Below are 18,615 nucleotides of genomic sequence, written 5' to 3' on the forward strand. Positions count from 1 at the left end.
CGAACAGCCGGGTGGGGGCCTGTGGACAACTCTCCCTTGTGGACAACTCGTGGGACGCGTGCGGCAGTATGGCCCGCGATGCGCAGAGGACTCGTACACCTACTGGCCTGGCTGCTCGCCACGGGCGCGGCGGTCACGCTGTCGTGGTGGGGTGTCCACACGGTGATGGCGGGCACGGCCTACGACCCGCCGCGCGCCCTGCCCGTCCAGGCCGCCGAGGCGGCCGAGGCGGCCGAGGCGGCCGGGCAGAAGTCGAAGGCGCTGACGCCTCCGACTCGGAAGGCGAGCCCGGCGCCGCGGAAGCCGAGCACACGGAAGCCGAGCACGCCGCCGCCCGCGTCCCGCGAGCCGGCCCCCGCGCCCTCGCGGCCGGCCAGGCCCAGCCCCTCACCGACCGGTCAGGTCAGGAGCTACGACACCGACGGCGGCCGGGCGGTCTTCGACCTCGGGCCGGCCTCCGCCTCCCTCGTCTCGGCGACTCCCGGCGCCGGCTGGTCGATGCAGGTGTGGAAGACGGAGTCGTGGATCCGCGTGGAGTTCTCCTCGGGCGCGGACCGGGTGTCGGTCTTCTGCACCTGGCACGACGGGCCGCCGCGGGTGGAGATCCAGACCTACTGAAGTGCCGTACGGGCTATCGGAACGCTGACGCGGGCGGCGCCGGGGACGCCACCGCCGCGGTGTCCGTGACGGGTACGGCGCCACCGGTGAAGTCCGTGAGCGTCCTGCCGTGTTCGACCCTGCCGGGGTGCGGGTCGGAGGCGGCGCGGCGGGTCAGTTCGGCGACGGGCAGCGGCTGGTCGGAGGCGACCAGGACGGCGTTCCCGAAGCGCTTGCCGCGCAGTACCGTCGGGTCGGCGACGAGCGCGAGTTCCCCGAAACGCGCGGCGGCGGTGGCGATCTGGCCGCGCAGGTGGGCGAGCGGCGGCCCGTCGGCGAGGTTGGCGGCGTAGACGCCGCCGGGCTTCAGTGCCCTGCGTACGTCGTCGAGGAACTCGGTCGAGGTCAGGTGGGCCGGTGTCCGGGCCCCGCTGAAGACGTCGGTGATGACGAGGTCGGCCCAGCCGTCCGGCACCTTGGCGAGCCCCTCACGGGCGTCGACGGACCGCACCCGGACCCGCGCGTTCGGATCCAGCGGCAGTTCACGGCGGACCAGTTGCACGAGGGCGGCGTCCCGCTCGACGACCTGCTGGGTGGAGCGGGGGCGGGTGGCGGCGACGTACCGGGCGAGGGTGAGCGCGCCGCCTCCGAGGTGCACGGCGTGCACGGGCCTGCCGGGTGGGGCGACGAGGTCGATGACGTGCCCGAGCCGCCGCTGGTACTCGAAGGACAAGTAGGCCGGGTCGTCCAGGTCGACGTGCGACTGGGGCGCTCCGTCGATCAACAGGGTCCAGGCCCGGGCCCGGTCACGGTCGGCGATCAGCTCGGCGAGGCCTCCGTCGACGTTCTCGACGACGGATTCCGCGTCGGCCTGCCTGCGCCGGCCGCCCCTCGATCTTCCCATTGGGTCATTATCAGGGGTGGCCGTGGAGCGGGGCTCAGCGGCAGCTGTCCGCCGCCTCGATCATCCGGGCCGCCTCCCCCAGGGCCTCGCGCAGCACGGCGGGGTCCGTCGCGAGGTCCGCCTCACCGGGCGGCAGCAGCCAGTCCGAGCCCTCCACGGGGGGTTCGGGGGCCAGGGTCAGTCCGCGTCCGTCGGTCTCGGTGCAGGTGCTCCCGGGCACGTCCCACGCCGCGGCCGTCCCCGGCGGCACCAGGAATCCGAGGGTGCCACCGCCGTCGTCGTGCAGCACGGGCCCGACCGCCTCCCCGGTCCCGCGCCGCAGGATGTCCACCGCCTCCAGCCCCTGCCGCGCCGACACCGTCACCACGTCGCAGCCGGCCGCCGGCACACTCGGCGGCGAACCCGGCAAACCCGGCGAACCCGGCACACCCGTCGTACTCGGTGTACTCGGTGGCGTACGAGGATCGTTGATCCGGCTGGTCTCCATCCCGGCCTCCACCACGGAACCCCTGTCTGGACGAGCGGTCGGGAGTCGGGGGCCTCCCGGTCCGCGGGGTTCAACGCGGCAGAGCGTCAACGGCTACGGCGGAAGTCAGCCGCAAAGGATGGCACTTCATGGCAGATCACGGATGAGATATCCGGTTTGTAGTCAAACTCAGCGTGATGAATCCGGCACAGCAGGTACGTTCTTGCTCGCCGGACACGGGGTAGAAGATGCGGACAACACGCACAACCCACCCCGAACCCGGCATGGTTCGACGGTTCGCACGAGAGGACCCGGCCATGGCGTCGTCCACGGTGACCTCGTCTCAACCCAACCGGCCACCACGGCCCAACCTCGCCTTCCGGCGTCTGCGTGGACAGCGTTCGCCGGCCGAGTTCGCCGCGGCGATCCGCCGGGCCGGGCTCGAGATCGGCGAGCAGGTCAGCTGTGACGCGCGGTACATCGGCAGGGTCGAGTCGGGTGAGATCCGCTGTCCCAACTACGCCTATGAACGGGTGTTCCTGCACATGTTCCGGGGCCTCATGCTCACCGACCTGGGGTTCGCGCCCCGCTCGTCGGTACGCGGACGCCGGGCGCGCGACACCGAGGACGCGCCTGTGACGCGCACCGCGAACCCCGCAAACGCCACGAGTGAGACCAGCGGGGCGTGCGAGCCGTATGAAACGCAGAACCCGTACGACCCGTACCACCCGCACGACACCTACGAGGAGAGCGACGTGCTGCGTCGCGCATTCATGACCGGCGGGGGCGCCACGGTGGCCGCCGCCTCGCTGGGGCCCGTCGGCCTCGCCCTCGACGCCGCGGCGGCACCGCGCCCCGTGCGCCGCGCCGGGGCGAGTGACGCGGGAGCCCTGGAGGAAGCCGTCCGCCGCATCCGGCTGCTGGACGACCGGCACGGCGCCGACGGCCTCTACCGCCGTGCGGCGGCCCCCCTGCGCGCCGCCTACGCGCTGCTGGACGCCGGCGCGACCCGGCAGACGACGGCGGACCGGCTCTACTCGGGCGCCGGTGAACTGGCCATCTCGGTGGGCTGGCTGGCCCATGACTCGGGGCGCTTCGACGACGCCCGCTCCCACTACGCGGAGGCGCTGGCGACCGCCCGGATGACCGGCGATCCCGGCCTGGAGGCGCACGCCTTCTGCAACACGGCCTTCCTCGCGCGCGACGCGGGCCGGCCGCGCGAGGCGGTCCGCGCCGCCCAGGCCGCCCAGCGCGTCGGCCGGTCCGTGGGGTCGGCCCGGCTGATGTCACTGCTCGCGCTGCGCGAGGCGGGCGGCTGGGCGGGCCTCGCCGACCGGGTCGGCTGCGAGCAGGCACTGGTCCGGGCCCATGCCCTCTTCGACCGGGGCCCCTCGGACGCCGACCCCGAGTGGATGTCCTTCTACGGAGAGGCCGAACTGGAAGGCCTGGAGGCGCAGTGCTGGTCCGCACTCGGCGACTGGCCCCGGGCGGCACGGCACGCGCGGCGGGCGGCGGAACTGCAGGATCCGCACTTCACGCGGAACATCGCGCTGTACACGGCGGAACTGGCGGACGACCTCGCGCGGGGCGGGCGGCCGGACGAGGCGGCGGTGGCGGGCATGCGCGTGCTGGATCTGCTGGAACAGGTCCAGTCGTCCCGCGTCCAGACGATGCTGGCGGCCACGGCGAGGGTGCTGCTGCCGCATCGCCGCGCTTCGGAGGTGTCGGCGTTTCTGGACAGGCATGCGTCGGTGCCACGGGTGACGTGACTCCGGGCGGGGGCGTCGCGCAGCCCGGCACGGCGGGGTGCCTCCCCGAGCTCAAGCTCTCGGCTTCTCCCCCGAGTTCTCGGCTTCGCTCACGACCGCCCGCGGTCAGGTGGCTGTGCCAGGTGGCTGTGCCAGGTGCCCCAGGTCGTTCCAGCTCTCGATCGCCGGCTCCCCGTACGCCCACCCCAGCACCGACAACGACGTCGGATTCAGCCGTATTCGCGCCGCGAAGTCGATCGGCAGGCCGAGCCACCGCGCCCCGATCGACCGCAGGATGTGCCCGTGGGCGAAGACCAGGACGTCACGGTCCTCGGAGCGCGCCCAGGACACCACCTCGTCCGCCCGGGCCGTGACCTCGGCGAGCGACTCGCCGTCCGGGACACCGTCGCGCCAGATGAGCCAGCCGGGCCGGACGGCCTGGATGTCCGCCGGGGTCATGCCCTCGTACGCCCCGTAGTCCCACTCCAGCAGCGCGTCCCAGGTATCCGCGCGGTCACCGAAGCCGGCCAGTTCGCAGGTCTCACGCGCGCGCAGCAGCGGGCTGGTGCGCACCTCCACGCCGGGCAGGCCGTCGTACGGGCCCCGGTGCAGGCGCTCGCCCAGCAGTTCGGCTCCGCGCTTGCCCTCCTCCAGGAGGGGTACGTCGGTCCTGCCGGTGTGCTTGCCGGACAGCGACCACTCGGTCTGTCCGTGGCGGGCCAGCAGGACGCGCGGAGCCATGGGGGACCTTTCGGGAAGAAAAACGCGAGCGGAACTCCTCCATCATCGCGCACGCTGGTCGCGGGCAACCCGGGGGGCGATCTCAGCGTCTTTGAGGTCCGGAGAGCGCCCCCAGGGCGCGTGGACAAGCCGTAAGGTGACACGACCGGCCAGGTGGGCGCCGTGTGAGGACGAAGGGGGAGGACGATCGGATGCCGCACACCGATATACCAGGCACCGGGGCGGCCTCTGCGCCCCGGTTGCGCTGGTGGACCGAGCTGCCGCTGATCCTGCTGGTGTACGGCTTCTACACGGCGGGCCGGCTCGTCGCGCGGGGTGACGTCTCCGGTGCGGTGGACAACGGTCTGTCGATCCTGCGTATCGAGAAGGCCCTGTATCTCAACGCCGAGCACCCGCTCAACCGTCTGTTCACCCGCGAACCCTGGATAGGCGTACCGGCGGACTTCTGGTACGCGTCACTGCACTACCTGGTCACGCCGGTCATCCTCGTCTGGCTCTTCCGCTCGCGCACGGTGCGCTACCGCGCCGCGCGCACCTGGCTGATGACGTCCACCCTCATCGGCCTGGTCGGCTTCACGCTGCTGCCGACCTGCCCGCCCCGGCTGCTCGACGCGAGCCACGGCTTCGTGGACACGATGGCCCAGTACAGCTCGTACGGCTGGTGGGGCGGCGCGGCGAGCGCACCGCGCGGCATGGGGGAGATGACCAACCAGTACGCGGCCATGCCGAGTCTGCACGTGGGCTGGGCCCTGTGGTGCGGAGTGATGCTGTGGCGCCACGGGGGCACGCGCCTGGCGAAGGCGGCCGGTGTCGCCTATCCGCTGATCACGACGATCGTGGTCATGGGCACCGCCAACCACTACTTCCTCGACGCGGTCGCGGGCGCGGCCGTCATGGGGGTCGGACTGCTGCTGGCGCCGGCCGTGACGCGGACCTCGGACCGTGTGCGGGCCCGTTTCGTGCCGGCCGTCGCGCCGGTCCCGGCGGCCTCGTCCGCCGCGGGTTCCTCGATTGTCAGTGCCGGATGCCAGACTTCCGCGGGTGAGCGAATTCCACGGCAGCGCGAGTCGCGGCTCGGAGCGGGAGCCGAGCCGGGTGCCTCCCCCAAGGACGCGGGGGACGGCGCTCCGGCAGCGGCTCGCTGAGCTGCGCGGTCCCGACGTACCGGCGAAGGCACTGGACGCACGCGCCCTGGCGGCGCTGGCCGCCAACCCCGGTTGTGCGCGGCGCGCGATCCTCGACGGTGCCGGGGTGAACAAGGCGGCGCTGGCGAGTGCGCTGGGCTCGCCGTCGGCTTTCGGGCAGTCGCAGTTCGCCCTCACGCGGGGCAACGCGTTCGAGGCGAAGGTCAAGGCCGACGGCGGCGCGGAGCTGCTGCGGCTGGTGCACGAGAAGCTGGACCGGACCGCCGAGCCGCCCACCGAGGCGCGCGTGCCCGACCTGACCGCGAGCGGCCCCCGGGGGCGTACGGCCCGCACGGAGCTGGAGTTGCGGGAGGCCATCGCGCACCCGGGCGCGTGGACGCTGCTCGACCATCCGATGCTCGCGCTGGACGTCGCGGGCTCCCCCGCGTTCCTGGAGCCGGACGCGGTGGTGGTGCACCCGGACGGCAGCTGGACGGTCGTCGAGATCAAGTCCTTCCCGCTGCTCGACGGTTCGGCGGACCCGGCGAAGGTCGGGGCGGCGGCGCGGCAGGCGGCGGTGTACGTGCTGGCGCTGGAGGAGCTGGCCGCGCGTCTCGGCACGGAGCCGGAGGGGCGCGCCGGTGTCGAGGGGGCGGGCACGCGCAGGCCCGAAGGGTCGAGCACGATCGTCCCCTCGACACCGGCTGAGGCGCCCCGGAGGCGCAGCGCCCAGGACCGGTGCGCGGAGCCGGAGGCCGGTGACGACGGGGCGAGCGCGCGGAGCCCCGAGGCGTCGAGCACCGCCCCGCGGGTGCGGCACCGGATCCTGCTGGTCTGCCCCAGGGACTTCTCCAACCTGCCGGCCGCGTCCGCCGTCGACATCCGCAAGCAGCGCGCGGTGACGGCCCGCCAGCTCGCCCGGCTCACCCGCATCGAGGACATCGCCGAGGAACTCCCCGAGGGCACGTGCTTCTCCCCCGAGCTGCCCGCCGACGAGCTGACGGCGGCCGTGGAGTCGGTCCCGGCGACGTATGCGCCGGAGTGCCTGTCCACCTGCGAGCTGGCCTTCCACTGCCGGACCCGGTCCCGTGACGAGGGCGCGGTGACCTCGCTCGGCCGTCCGGCGCGGGCGGAGCTCGGCGGTCTCGCGACCGTGGAGGAGGTCCTCGCCGCCGCCCGGGGCGAGACGGGTGATCCCTCCGACCCGGCCGTGGCGGCCCTGCGGCGGGCGGCGGCCCTGCGCAGGGAAGCACTGGAGGCGGCGTGTCGCTGATCTCCACCCTGGCCCGGCTCGAGGCCGTCAGTACCGGCCGCGCCCAGCCCGCCGCCACGGTCCGGCACCGGCATCTGTCCGACCGCCCGCTGGTGTTCGTGCCGCTCACCACCGCCGGTGAGGCCGGCGCCCCGCTCGGCGCGCTGGTCGGCACCGACCGGGACGCGCCGCGCCTGCTGGTCGTCCCGCAGCCCCGGGACCGCGACCTCAGGTTCGCGTTCCTGGCCGAACTGGCCGACGTGGTCCTGCCGTACGTCGACGGTTACGCCGAGGTCGTGGAGGCCGCCGAGCGCACCGAGACCGACCCGGAGACCGGCAAGCGGGTCAAGGTCGAGGTCGACCTGTGCGCGGACGCCCCGCAGCTGATCGTGCCGAGCCGGGCGGGCATCGACCTGGTGCGGCTGCTCGGGCGCTCGACGCGCTTCCGGCGTACGGCGGAACAGGACCCGGAGGCTCCGTACCCGGCGCCGCCGCGGGTGCCGTTGCTCGGGCGGTGGCTGACGCACTTCGGGGAGCGGGCCCGGGTGCCCGGCTCCTCGCTGCTGCTGGCCATGACCGACGTCCTGGGCCGGCACTGGGCGACCGGGCAGTCCACCCTGGAGGACCAGCACCTCGGAGCGCTGCTCGCCTGGATCGACCCGCCGGAGGGCGAGAGCGGAGCGGAGGCGGCGCTGCGGGCCGAGCTGGAGCGGGACGACCAGGGCCAGCTGACGTGCCCCCCGGCCGGCCCCGCCACCGACCCGGCGTTCGACAACAAGCTGCTCGCCCCGGCCATCGAGCGCTACGACCGCGCCCGCACGGCCCTCGCCGCCGCCGAGGACGGCCTGGAGGCCGACGACCGGATCGGTGTGCTGACCGCGGCCGAGCGGGAGATCCGCGCCCTGGTGCTCAGCCGCACCCGGCCCACCTGGGACGCGGTCTGGCGGGGCCTGGACCTGCTGCGGGAACTGCCCGAGGGCGCGCACGTCGAGGAGCGGTGGACCCGCGACCGCTGGTCGTTCACCGGCCACCGCGACCGGGTCCTGGCCGGCGAGCCCCCGCAGCCGCGCCGCGACGACGCGGTCACCGCCGCGAACAAGCTCGCCACGCGCGAGCGCGAGCAGGCCCGGCTGGAGGCGCAGGAGGCCCTCGACGATCCGCTGGTGATGGCGGGCCGACGGCTGTCCGGGGAGGCGTTCGCGGGCGAGGTCACCGATGTCGTGATGGCGTACAGCGAGGGCAAGCGGCCCAGCCCGCGCCCTCTGGTCACCGTCCGCACGGACGACCGGCCGCATCTCGGGGAGCGGACGAAGGTGTACCGGTCGCTGGGCGGCAAGCCGCAGTCGGCGGAGTTCGTCCGGGCCGAGGACGCGGCCGAAGAAGGAGGCGGGGCGGGGGCCGGTGAGGACGGGGCGTACCTCGTGCTGCGGGTCCTCGACAAGATGGGCCGCGGCAAGGAGCCCGAGCCGGGGTCGGTGCCGGAGAAGGGCGACCGTGTGTGCTTCACGCTCTTCGAGCACGAGCAGCGGGGCGGCGCGAAGCTGCCGGACCCGGAGGAGACGCCGTGGACGCACGGCGGGCCGCCCGGTGAGGCGACCCTGGAGCCCGCCGACCCGGTGACCGAGGAGGATGTCCTGTGACCACGGTGTTCGACCCTTCGGCCGCCGCGGCGCAGGCCACCGACGCCATCCTCCACGACACGCTGCACGGCACCGCGCGCGGTGTCGTGGTCGACTCCCCGCCCGGCGCCGGCAAGTCCACGCTGGTGGTCCGCGCGGCCCTGGAACTGGCCGAGGCCGGTCACCCGCTGATGGTGGTGGCGCAGACCAACGCCCAGGTCGACGACCTCGTCCTGCGGCTCGCCGAGAAGAACCCCGAGCTTCCGGTGGGGCGGCTGCACAGCAGCGACGCCGACCCGTACGACAAGGCGCTCGACCATGTGGAGAACGTACGCAAGTCGGCGAAGGCGGCGGATCTCGCCGGCCTGGCCGTGGTGCTCTCGACCGCGGCGAAGTGGGCGCACGTCAAGGTGGACGAGCCGTGGCGGCACGCGATCGTCGACGAGGCGTACCAGATGCGCTCGGACGCGCTGCTCGCGGTGGCCGGGCTGTTCGAGCGGGCGCTGTTCGTGGGCGACCCGGGTCAGCTCGACCCGTTCGCGATCGTGGGCAGCGAGCAGTGGGCGGGCCTCGCCTACGACCCGTCGGCCTCGGCGGTGACGACCCTGCTCGCGCACAACCCGGACCTGCCGCAGCACCGGCTGCCGGTGTCCTGGCGGCTCCCCGCCTCGGCGGCGCCCCTGGTGTCGCACGCGTTCTACCCGTACACGCCGTTCCGCAGCGGCACCGGTCAGGGTGATCGCGGCCTGTCCTTCGCGGTGCCGTCGGACGGCTCGGGTCCCGACCGGGTGATCGACGAGGCGGCCGAGTCGGGCTGGGGCCTGCTGGAGCTGCCCGCCCGGCACACTCCGCGCACGGACCCGGAGGCGGTGCGGGCGGTGGCGGCGGTGGTACGGCGCCTGCTGGACCGGGGCGGCGCCGCGACCTCGGAACGCTCACCGGTTCCTTCCCCCCTCACCGCCGACCGCATCGCCGTGGGCACGGCACACCGGGACCAGGCGGCGGCGGTGCGGGCGGAGCTGGCCGGCCTCGGCGTCACCGACGTGGTCGTGGACACGGCGAACCGGCTGCAGGGCCGGGAGTACGACGTCACCGTGGTCCTGCACCCCCTGTCCGGCCGCCCCGACGCCACCGCCTTCCACCTGGAAACGGGCCGCCTCTGCGTCCTCGCCTCCCGGCACCGGCACGCCTGCATCGTGGTGTGCCGGGCGGGCGTGAGCGACCTCCTCGACGACTATCCGTCGACGGAGCCGGTGCAGCTGGGGACGGTGGTGAAGTTTCCGGATGGCTGGGAGGCGAATCACGCCGTGCTCGCGCACTTGGCCGAACACCGGGTGGTGTGGCGTCCGTAACCCGCTTCCGGGCGAACGGCAGGTGGTGTGGCAGCCGTACTACCACCGCGATGCCCACTTGCGCGCCCGCGAGACAATGGACGGTGGCCCACTCCACCGGAGAGTGCCCCCGCTCGCGGGGAGAGTCAGCGCGACGTACGAGGAGGAGAAGACATGGCGGAGCCCACGCCGCGTCGGAACGAACCGCGGCTACGCCCCGCGCCCCTGCTCTTCGAGCCCGCGGAGGCGGCCTCGGACCCTGAGCACTTCTTCGACCTCGAGTCGATCGACGATCCACGCGCGCTGCTGGCCCGCGCGACGGAGCTGACGCTGGCGTTCCGGGCCGCGGCGGACCGGGCGGTGGAGTACCAGGCGATGGCGGCGGCGCAGCTGGCCGATCCACGGCGGTTCGACCGGCTGACGGCGGCGGACATCGCCGAGCGGGCCGAGTGGACCGAGGACTACGCGAAGAAGATGGTCGAGTTCGGGCGGGATCTGATGCGCGGCGGCGGCGACGGCCGGGGCCCCTCCGACCCCCTGTGAGACCGGAAGCTCCGGCCTCCTCACCGATCCACCTGGCATATGCCAGGCGGGCAAGATACCCCCTCCCACCCCCTCCTGTCCCGATTTCGCGCAACCCTCGGGAACCGTGCGTTCACAGCCGGTAGATGTGGGGGCATGAGCAGCGCATGGAACGCCTCCCGTGTCACCCCGGACGGAGCCGCCTGGCTCGCCTCGGCAGGAACGTATCCCCGGAGCACGCTCGCGCTCTGGGAGGAGCGGCCGGACGCGCCGATCGTGCTGCCCTGCGGCTCGGTCTTCGACGTCGTCAGCGCGCCCGCGATGTTCGGGCGGCGGATGCTCGACCGGCTGTGGGACGACGGACCCGGCTCGGGCCCGGTCGCGGAGTTCCGGGGACGGATGCTGCTGTTCGCCGCGCCGGGCACGGCCCAGCGGTTGCCGGTGTTGCTGGAGTGGGAGGAGTGGGGCACGCGAGGCAGGGACACCGGGGCGCCCGGCCGCACCCTCGCGGTGCCGCCGCTGCTGTGCCACGGCACCGGCGACGCGGTGACCGTCCCGTCCCCCGCGGAGAGCACCTCTCCCGCCCGCTCCTCCACCAGCCCTTCCGTCCGCTCCTCCGCCCGTCCTTCCGTCCGCTCCTCCGCCCGTCCTTCCGTCCGCTCCGGGTCCCGCTGGCTCGTCGCCCCCGACACCCGTCAGCCCTGGCTGCCGGGGCCCGAGGTACTGCTGTGGGCAGCCGTGCGGGCGGCCCGTTCGGCCGTGCGGATATCGATTTTTCCTCCCGCCGACCAGGATGCTAAGGTCTACGACGTCAGCAGGCGCCGCTAGCTCAGTTGGTTAGAGCAGCTGACTCTTAATCAGCGGGTCCGGGGTTCGAGTCCCTGGCGGCGCACAGACAGCAGAGGCCTCTCGCGGAAGCGGGGGGCCTTTCGCATGCCCGCGAGGCCCTCAGCGCCCGGCCGTGATCTTCACCGTCCACGCACCCGAGGCCGTACGGCCCTCCACCTCCACCCGCACGCCCTCCCCCGGCACCGTGAAGCTCTCCCCGACACCGATCGGCGCGTCCGCGAGGGGCGGATAGACCGAGTCCTCCCAGCAGGCATCGGTGCGCGGATGGGCGTCGATCACCTCGATGGGCCCGCCGCCGGACTGGGCCTCGCCCCGCACCCGGTACACCAGCACCCCCTGCCGGCAGGCCCGCGTGTCGTTGCCCACCGGCCCGCGCGCCTCGAAGGCCAGCACACTGTCGCGGCCCGTGCGCACCACCGCGAGCTTGGTGCCCCGCCCCAGACCGAAGGCCGGTGCCCCGGCGGCACCCGTCACCACCACCCCGGGGCCTGCCCCCAGCGGCTCCAGGGTCAGCCGGGCGGGCCCGGCGTCCTGCACGCACCGCACCTGCCGCTGTTCGAGCCAGCCCAGCTTCCACTTGTGCCAGCCGAACAGGTCGGGCGCCAGTCCGAACTGGCTGCCCATCAGGTCCCAGTCGCCGACGTGCGTGTCCCAGTCGCCCTTGCCGTCGACGGGCCGGTGGTAGAGGTCGGGCAGGTCGAAGACGTGCCCGGTCTCGTGGGCGAGGACGAGCCGGTCCGGCGGATGCTGCTCGAACAGGGTGACGACCCGGCGCAGGTCGGTGCCGTCGGCCCGCAGCGGCGTCGTGAGGTTGACGACCTTGGTCGCGTCGGAGTCCACACCGGGCGCGTCCGGGTCGGCCACGAAGTACACGACGTCGTAGCGCGAGAAGTCGACCTGCGGGTCGACCACGGCGAGCGCGTCGCGGAGGTAGGCGGCCCGGTGGGCGGCGCTCCAGTCACGCTGTATGTCGTACGCCGTGGACGGCTGCGGCATCTGGATCCAGTGGCGCAGGGGGTGCGGGCGCAGGGTGAAGCGGCCGTAGGAGGCGCGTTCGAAGAAGCGGGTGGTGGCCGGGAAGTGGTCGGCGGTCAGCTCCTGCGGCGTGGTCACCGGGCGGGCGTCCGGGAAGGACAGGAACACCATGACCGCGTCCAGGGTTCGGGTCGGGCGGGGATAGGCGGCGTTCCAGGTGTCCAGGCCCTCCGAGTGGTGGGCGTCGGTGCGGGTCAGTGCGCAGGGCGCGGCCGAATCGGGATCCGCGGCCGAGAGGCCGGTGCCGAGGGAGGTGGCGGCGAGCGCGGACATGGTGGTGAACACGGCCGCGGTGCTGCGCAGTCGGGCGCGCGGGAACGGGCGCGGCACGGACACCTCCGGGTACGGTCGCGGGACACCGCACCCAGCCTGTGATGATTTGTCGTACTGCGTCCTGTTTGCCTGCACCAGTCGGGTGAAGGAGCCGAAAGAAGACGGAAGCCCGCACGCCCGAACCACTCACAGAACGTCACAACTGGTCGGGGGCTTGAAGAAGCCGTCCAGGCATGAGCAGAAACGATCTGGCAGAAGCGTGGACCAGCCCGCAACACTGGACACCGGCTGGAAGGCCCTGGGGCCAGCCTCTATGATCGGCACACTTTCCTGACCTTTCCTGCACGGACAGAGATCGAATACATGCGGGAGCGAGCGGTGAGCGGAACCTTCGAAGGGCCGGCGCCCGCGGCAGACCTCGACCGGCCGGTCGTCACAGAGAGTGAGATCGACACGTCTCCCCGTACCGAGCCCCCGTCACATCCGCCGTACCGCTCCGTCTTCACGGCCGCTCCGCTCGCCATGGCCGTCGTCGACCGGGAGGGGGCGGTCGTCAGCGCCAACGACGCGCTCGCCGCACTGCTCGGCACCTCCCCCGAGGAACTCGCCGGGACCGTCGCCGCCGACCTGGTCGACCTCACCTCCGACGCCCGCACCTGGCACGCCTACGGTGAGGTACTGCGCGGACGGGAGTCACGGCTGCGCTGCACCCGCCGCCTCAAGCACCCCGACGGGCACTCGCTGTGGGTGCAGGTGACGGTCGCCCCGCTGCCCGCCGAGGACCGGGGCGTACTGCTGTCGGTCGCCGACATCAGCGGCCGCCGCGAACTGCAGGCCCGGCTCCGGCACATGCAGATGCACGACCCGGTGACCCGGCTGCCCAACCGCACGCTGTTCTTCGAACGTCTGTCGGCCGCGCTGGAGGCGGAGTCGTACGAGGAGAGCGGCACCGGCCGGATCGGGCTGTGCTACCTGGACCTGGACGGCTTCAAGGCCATCAACGACACCCTCGGCCACCGGGTGGGCGACCGGCTGCTGGCCGCGGTCGCCGAGCGCCTCACGCGCTGCGCGGACGAGTCCGGTTGCTCCCGCACCAGCATCCCGCTGGTGGCCCGGCTCGGCGGGGACGAGTTCGCGCTGCTCGTCGAGGACTCCACGGGCACCGAACAGCTGGCCGAACTGGCCGAGTCGGTGCTGGAGGCGATCCAGGACCCCTTCGACATCGCCGGCCAGCGGCTGTCGGTCTCCGCGTCGATCGGCGTCGTGGAGCGGCACGCGGCGGGCACCACCCCCACCGCCCTCATGCAGGCGGCGGACACGACGCTCTACTGGGCGAAGGCCGACGGCAAGTCCCGCTGGACGCTGTTCGACCCGGAGCGCAACGCGCACCGCATGACCCGCCAGGCCCTCGCCTCCACGCTCCGGCCGGCCATCGACCGGGGCGAGTTCCAGCTGGAGTACCAGCCGCTGGTCGGCATGGAGGACGACCGGCTGCACGGGGTCGAGGCGCTCGTCCGCTGGAACCATCCCCAGTTCGGCGTACTGACGCCGAATCGGTTCATCGGACTGGCCGAAGAGGACGGTTCGATCGTTCCGCTGGGCCGCTGGGTGCTGCGCACGGCCTGCCGGCAGGCCCGCCGCTGGCAGCTCGACCACCCGGACGAGCCGCCGATCTTCGTCAGCGTCAACGTGGCGGTCCGGCAGGTGTGGGACTCCGACCTGGTGGCGGACGTGGCTCAGACCCTGGCCGAGACGGACCTCGAGCCGCACCTGCTCCAGCTCGAACTCACCGAGTCGGCGGTGATGGGCTCGGCGGGCCGGCCGCTGCAGGCCCTGAAGGCGCTCAGCGAGATGGGCGTACGCATCGCCATCGACGACTTCGGCACGGGCTACTCGAACCTGGCCTACCTGAGCCGTCTGCCGGTGTCCGTCCTGAAGCTCGACGGATCCTTCGTGCGGGGCTTCCAGTACGACGACCGGGACGCGGCCGCGCGCCCCAACCCCGCCGACGAGGTCGTGGTCGAGGCGATGATCCAGCTCGCCCACCGGCTCGGGCTGACCGTCACGGCCGAGTGCGTGGAGACCTCGGCCCAGGCGACCCGGCTGCGGCGCATCGGCTGCGACACCGGACAGGGCTGGCTCTACTCCCGTCCGGTGCCGCCGGACCGCATCTCCGAGCTGCTGGGGACGCCGGACGTTCAGGCCGAGGCGGGCGTCGGCAAGCCGTAGGCGTCGGCGATGAGTTCGTAGGAACGCACGCGTACGTCGCCGCCGTGTGCGTTGGCCGTGATCATCAGCTCGTCGGCGCCGGTGCGCTTGGCGAGGTCGTCCAGGCCGGAGCGGACCTCGTCCGGGGTGCCGTGGATGACGTTGGCGTTCCAGGAGTCGACGAACTCGCGCTCCATGGGGCTGAACGCGTATGCCTCCGCCTCCTCCGGGCTGGGCACCAGGCCGGGGCGCCCGGTGCGCAGCCGGACCATGCTGAGGGCGGCGGCCAGCACCTGCCGGCGGGCCTCCCGCTCCTCGTCGGCGGCGAGGGCGGAGACGCCGATGAGGGCGTACGGCTGATCGAGCACGGCGGACGGCTGGAAGGACTCCCGGTACAGGTCCAGGGCCGGGATGGTGTTCTGCGCCGAGAAGTGGTGGGCGAAGGCGAAGGGCAGGCCCAGGACGCCGGCCAGCCGGGCGCTGAAGCCGGAGGAGCCGAGCAGCCAGACCGGCGGGCGGTGCGCGGACTGCACGCCGCCGGGGCTGGTGGCCTGGACCGGGCCGGGTACGGCGTGGATACGGCGGTAGGGGTGCCCGTCGGGGAAGTCGTCGTCGAGGAACCGGGTCAGCTCGGCGAGTTGCTGGGGGAAGTCGTCGGCGCCCTCGTTCAGCCGTTCGGTGCGGCGCAGCGCGGCGGCCGTGGCACCGTCGGTGCCAGGGGCACGCCCGAGGCCGAGGTCGACCCGGCCCGGAGCCATCGCCTCCAGCGTCCCGAACTGCTCGGCGATCACCAGCGGGGCGTGGTTGGGCAGCATCACGCCGCCCGAGCCGAGGCGGATGCGGTCGGTGTGGGCGGCGAGGTGGGCGAGGATCACGGCCGGGGACGACGAGGCCACGCCCGGCATCGAGTGGTGCTCGGCCACCCAGTAGCGGTGGAAGCCCCGGTTCTCCGCCAGACGGACCAGGTCGACGCTGGTGCGCAGCGCGTCGGAGGCGGTGCGGCCGACCCCCACGGTGACCAGGTCCAGTACGGACAAGGGGACGGGGGCGCTGCCCTGCGCTGCGCCGCGTATCTCGTCTGCCGCCACGGTGGGATGCCTCCTGCTGTGGGCCGTGTGCTGTCGCTCGGGCCTTAACAGGGGACTGTCTCCGGTTATTCCCGGGCAGGCCCGGCCGGATCGCCCGCTGCGGCCGCAGGGGGCGGCGCGGACCGGGCCCCGGGCCTCACACCTGGACGATCGGCTCCCGCGTGAACAGGGCACCCAGCTCCGGCGCGTTCACCCGCCGGTCCGCCAGCCGGAGGGCCTCCCAGACCGTGACCTGGTTGGCGGTGAGGACCGGCTTGCCGAGCTGCTTCTCCAGGGCGGGGATGTGGGCCGCCGTGTGCAGGGCGGTGTCGGGGAGGAGGAGGGCCTCGGCGTCGGGGTGGTCGGAGTTCTGGGCCAGGGCCAGGAGTTCCGCCTCGCCCCAGGTGCCGACCTCCGCGGCCGTGATGATGCCGGAGCTGTTGACCGAGACGACCTCGACGCCGTCCGAGCGCAGGAACTCCGCGAAGAGCTGCGCCACGTCCTCCGGATACGTCGCACCGATCGCGACCCTCCGGGCTCCCACCTCCCGTACCGCGTGGAGGAACGCGAAGGACGTCGAGGAGGCGGGCATGCCGGCCGTCTGCGCCAGGGCGCGGACCTGCTCCTGCGCGCCGTCCCGGCCGTAGACGAAGCTGCCGCTGGTGCAGGCCCACACCACGGCGTCCGCGCCGGCGTGCCGCAGCTCCTGGACGCCCGCCGCGAGCCGCCCGGCGGAGCCCATCTCGAGCAGCGCGTCCACCCGGTGCGCGTCCTCACCGATGTCGGTGTGCACCAGGTCCACCCGGATGTCGCTGCCCAGCAACTGCTCGATGCGCGGATAGTCGTCCTCGGCCGAGTGGCCCGGGTAGAGAAATCCCAGTGCTGTCATGTCCAGCCTTCCTGCTGCTGCTCTTCTTCCGGCACGACGGGACCGGGGTCCGCCCCCGGCGTTACGAGACCGGCCCGCGCGTCCGGATTGATCAGCGCTTGGTACGGCCCCACCGCACGGGTACCCAGTCGGCGCAGCGCCGCCCACATCGTCACTTGGTTGGCCGAGATCACCGGGATCCGCAGCTCCGCCTCCAACTGCGGGATGACGTCGTAGGTGGGCAGGTTGGTGCAGCTGATGAACAGCGCGTCGGCGTCATCGCGCACCGCCTGCCGCGCCATGTCCACCACCTCCCGGTAGGGGACCTTCCAGATGTGCCGCGTCAGGCCCATGAAGGCGCACCCGGAGATCGAGACGCCGGCCTGGGCGACGTACGCCTCCAGCGACCGCGTGACCGAGACGGTGTACGGCGTCACCAGCGCCACGCGGCGTACGTCCAGCTCCACCAGGGCTTCCAGCAGCGCGCCGGACGTGGTGATCGCCGGTATCGCCCCGGCCCTGCTCATCGCCTCGCACATCGCCCGCTCGCCCATGACCCCGCCGACGAAGCTGCCCGACGTACAGGCATAGGCCACGACTTCGGGTGCGATCGCGTTGAGCGTGCGGACCGCCTCGCTCAGCGTCTCGTGCTCGCTGACCAGCCGTGCCAGGTCGAGACTGACCTCGACCGGCACGAAGGGTGTTCGTGTCATGTGCAGGGAGACCTCGTCCGGCACCCAACGCCAAAGCTCGCGGTCGAGTGCGAAGTCGAACGGGGCGACGACGCCGACCCCGCGCTGCGGGCTGGGCCCGCCGAGAAACGAGACATCCATGCAGGGCACCGGCCTCACTGTGAGCAACTGGTGTGCAACGGATCGTGGAAACGCCCGTGTTGACGACGGTAGGTTCGGGTGCGAGCGTGGTCAATCCACCCGGATCACTCATAGGTCAACAACTGGTTAACTCGTCGCCCCCCGGCCGGCGCCGCCAGGGTCTTCCGATGGACCCCCGAGCCCGGCCACCCCGCCGTACGGCTGGAGAAACGGCTGCTCATGCCCCCTCCCACCCTCCTCGTCCTGGACGCCGAACCGCCGCCCCGCCTCGGCCGGCTCACCGGCCGCGCCCACATCGAGCACACCGACGCGGCGGGCCTCGCCGAGCGTCTCCCGCGTGCGGACGCACTGCTGGTGTGGGACTTCACCTCGCGCGCCGTGCGGGACGCCTGGCCGGGCGAGGGCCCGCGGCCGCGCTGGGTGCACACGGCGAGCGCCGGTGTGGATCATCTGATGTGCCCTGAACTGGCTGCTTCCGACACGGTGGTGACCAACGCGCGCGGCATCTTCGACCAGCCGATCGCCGAGTACGTCGCCGCGCTGGTGCTGGCGATGGCCAAGGATCTGCCGCGGACGCTGGAGCTGCAGCGGGAGCGGACCTGGCGGCACCGCGAGTCGCAGAAGGTCGCCGGGGGCCGGGCCGTCGTGGTCGGCTCCGGGCCGATCGGCCGGGCGATCGCCCGCACGCTGGGGGCACTCGACATCACGACCGCGCTCGTGGGCCGCACCTCGCGCACCGGCGTGCACGGCCCGGAGGACCTCGACCGGCTGCTGGCGCGCGCGGACTGGGTGATCGCGGCGGCACCGCTCACCGAGCAGACGCACGGCATGTTCGACGCCCGCCGCTTCGGAGTGATGCAGCCGTCCGCCCGGTTCATCAACATCGGCCGCGGCCAGCTGGTCGTGGAGGACGCCCTCGCCGAGGCCCTGGCCAAGAACTGGATCGCCGGCGCCGCACTGGACGTCTTCGAGACCGAGCCCCTGACCCCGGACAGCCCGTTGTGGCACGTCCCGGGCCTGATCGTGTCCCCGCACATGAGCGGCGACATCGTCGGCTGGCGCGACGAACTCGGCGCGCAGTTCGTGGAGCTGTACGACCTGTGGGAGGCGGGCAAGCCGCTGGTGAACGTGGTCGACAAACAGCGCGGGTATGTACCCGGACACTGACGTTCCCTGGA

General features: G+C 73.1%; 17 protein-coding genes and 1 tRNA gene. 11 read left to right on the plus strand and 7 right to left on the minus strand.

The genetic code is table 11. The features are described 5' to 3' along the window. The first annotated feature begins 78 nt into the window (after positions 1 to 78). Positions 79 to 618, plus strand: coding sequence for a hypothetical protein (locus tag IE97_RS0118765; RefSeq protein ID WP_030241354.1), 540 nt, complete (start codon positions 79 to 81; stop codon positions 616 to 618). Between the two features lie 13 nt (positions 619 to 631). On the opposite strand, the gene IE97_RS0118770 is transcribed toward IE97_RS0118765, so the two are convergent. Next, positions 632 to 1,501: a spermidine synthase gene (locus IE97_RS0118770; RefSeq protein ID WP_030241357.1), complete on the minus strand. Its 870-nt coding sequence runs from the start codon at positions 1,499 to 1,501 to the stop codon at positions 632 to 634. Positions 1,502 to 1,535: 34 nt separating this feature from the next. Next, the gene (locus IE97_RS0118775) at positions 1,536 to 1,988 is read right to left on the minus strand and encodes a hypothetical protein (RefSeq protein WP_030241360.1); all 453 of its coding nucleotides are present in this window, start codon (positions 1,986 to 1,988) and stop codon (positions 1,536 to 1,538) included. Positions 1,989 to 2,284: 296 nt separating this feature from the next. Here IE97_RS0118775 and IE97_RS0118780 point away from each other — a divergent pair, with 296 nt between their 5' ends. Then, positions 2,285 to 3,736, plus strand: a complete 1,452-nt coding sequence (locus tag IE97_RS0118780; RefSeq protein ID WP_030241363.1) for a hypothetical protein — start codon at positions 2,285 to 2,287, stop codon at positions 3,734 to 3,736. 105 nt (positions 3,737 to 3,841) lie between these two features. On the opposite strand, the gene IE97_RS0118785 is transcribed toward IE97_RS0118780, so the two are convergent. Further along, positions 3,842 to 4,456 carry a histidine phosphatase family protein gene (locus IE97_RS0118785; protein ID WP_030241367.1) on the minus strand — a complete coding sequence of 205 codons (615 nt, stop codon included), beginning with the start codon at positions 4,454 to 4,456 and terminating at the stop codon, positions 3,842 to 3,844. Positions 4,457 to 4,647: 191 nt separating this feature from the next. Between IE97_RS0118785 and IE97_RS0118790 the strand changes: the two genes are divergently transcribed. The 7 genes from IE97_RS0118790 to IE97_RS0118820 all read left to right on the plus strand — a co-directional run bounded on the left by IE97_RS0118790 (position 4,648) and on the right by IE97_RS0118820 (position 11,196). Beyond that, positions 4,648 to 5,601 carry a phosphatase PAP2 family protein gene (locus IE97_RS0118790; protein ID WP_030241371.1) on the plus strand — a complete coding sequence of 318 codons (954 nt, stop codon included), beginning with the start codon at positions 4,648 to 4,650 and terminating at the stop codon, positions 5,599 to 5,601. Continuing rightward, complete coding sequence (locus tag IE97_RS0118795) at positions 5,552 to 6,853, plus strand: hypothetical protein (RefSeq protein ID WP_037844456.1); 1,302 nt, start codon at positions 5,552 to 5,554, stop codon at positions 6,851 to 6,853. The genes IE97_RS0118790 and IE97_RS0118795 overlap by 50 nt, the downstream gene beginning before the upstream one ends. Continuing rightward, positions 6,844 to 8,472, plus strand: coding sequence for a hypothetical protein (locus tag IE97_RS0118800; RefSeq protein ID WP_030241378.1), 1,629 nt, complete (start codon positions 6,844 to 6,846; stop codon positions 8,470 to 8,472). The genes IE97_RS0118795 and IE97_RS0118800 overlap by 10 nt, the downstream gene beginning before the upstream one ends. Continuing rightward, positions 8,469 to 9,803, plus strand: coding sequence for an AAA domain-containing protein (locus tag IE97_RS0118805; protein ID WP_030241383.1), 1,335 nt, complete (start codon positions 8,469 to 8,471; stop codon positions 9,801 to 9,803). The genes IE97_RS0118800 and IE97_RS0118805 overlap by 4 nt, the downstream gene beginning before the upstream one ends. A gap of 153 nt (positions 9,804 to 9,956) precedes the next feature. Then, positions 9,957 to 10,325 (plus strand): hypothetical protein, encoded by a 369-nt coding sequence (locus tag IE97_RS0118810; protein ID WP_030241388.1) that lies wholly within the window; start codon positions 9,957 to 9,959, stop codon positions 10,323 to 10,325. A gap of 135 nt (positions 10,326 to 10,460) precedes the next feature. Beyond that, the gene (locus IE97_RS39625; RefSeq protein ID WP_030241392.1) at positions 10,461 to 11,132 is read left to right on the plus strand and encodes a bifunctional DNA primase/polymerase; all 672 of its coding nucleotides are present in this window, start codon (positions 10,461 to 10,463) and stop codon (positions 11,130 to 11,132) included. Next, a tRNA-Lys gene (locus IE97_RS0118820) sits at positions 11,123 to 11,196 on the plus strand. The genes IE97_RS39625 and IE97_RS0118820 overlap by 10 nt, the downstream gene beginning before the upstream one ends. A 56-nt stretch (positions 11,197 to 11,252) precedes the next feature. Here the strand turns inward: IE97_RS0118820 and IE97_RS0118825 are convergent. After that, complete coding sequence (locus IE97_RS0118825) at positions 11,253 to 12,518, minus strand: M6 family metalloprotease domain-containing protein (RefSeq protein WP_030241397.1); 1,266 nt, start codon at positions 12,516 to 12,518, stop codon at positions 11,253 to 11,255. Between the two features lie 306 nt (positions 12,519 to 12,824). Between IE97_RS0118825 and IE97_RS0118830 the strand changes: the two genes are divergently transcribed. Beyond that, the gene (locus IE97_RS0118830; protein WP_030241400.1) at positions 12,825 to 14,690 is read left to right on the plus strand and encodes a putative bifunctional diguanylate cyclase/phosphodiesterase; all 1,866 of its coding nucleotides are present in this window, start codon (positions 12,825 to 12,827) and stop codon (positions 14,688 to 14,690) included. On the opposite strand, the gene IE97_RS0118835 is transcribed toward IE97_RS0118830, so the two are convergent. From IE97_RS0118835 to IE97_RS0118845, 3 genes are all read right to left on the minus strand, one after another. After that, positions 14,660 to 15,757, minus strand: coding sequence for an LLM class flavin-dependent oxidoreductase (locus IE97_RS0118835; RefSeq protein ID WP_030241405.1), 1,098 nt, complete (start codon positions 15,755 to 15,757; stop codon positions 14,660 to 14,662). The genes IE97_RS0118830 and IE97_RS0118835 overlap by 31 nt on opposite strands. A 136-nt stretch (positions 15,758 to 15,893) precedes the next feature. Next, positions 15,894 to 16,625, minus strand: a complete 732-nt coding sequence (locus IE97_RS0118840) for an aspartate/glutamate racemase family protein (RefSeq protein ID WP_030241410.1) — start codon at positions 16,623 to 16,625, stop codon at positions 15,894 to 15,896. After that, positions 16,622 to 17,437: an aspartate/glutamate racemase family protein gene (locus IE97_RS0118845; RefSeq protein ID WP_030241412.1), complete on the minus strand. Its 816-nt coding sequence runs from the start codon at positions 17,435 to 17,437 to the stop codon at positions 16,622 to 16,624. Before IE97_RS0118845 ends, IE97_RS0118840 begins: the two co-directional genes overlap by 4 nt. 219 nt (positions 17,438 to 17,656) lie before the next feature. On the opposite strand from IE97_RS0118845, the gene IE97_RS0118850 reads away from it, so the two are divergent. Beyond that, positions 17,657 to 18,604: a D-2-hydroxyacid dehydrogenase gene (locus IE97_RS0118850; protein ID WP_030241414.1), complete on the plus strand. Its 948-nt coding sequence runs from the start codon at positions 17,657 to 17,659 to the stop codon at positions 18,602 to 18,604. Positions 18,605 to 18,615 lie beyond the last annotated feature (11 nt).

The organism is Streptomyces sp. NRRL S-455 (genome assembly GCF_000717875.1).
Lineage (GTDB): Bacteria > Actinomycetota > Actinomycetes > Streptomycetales > Streptomycetaceae > Streptomyces.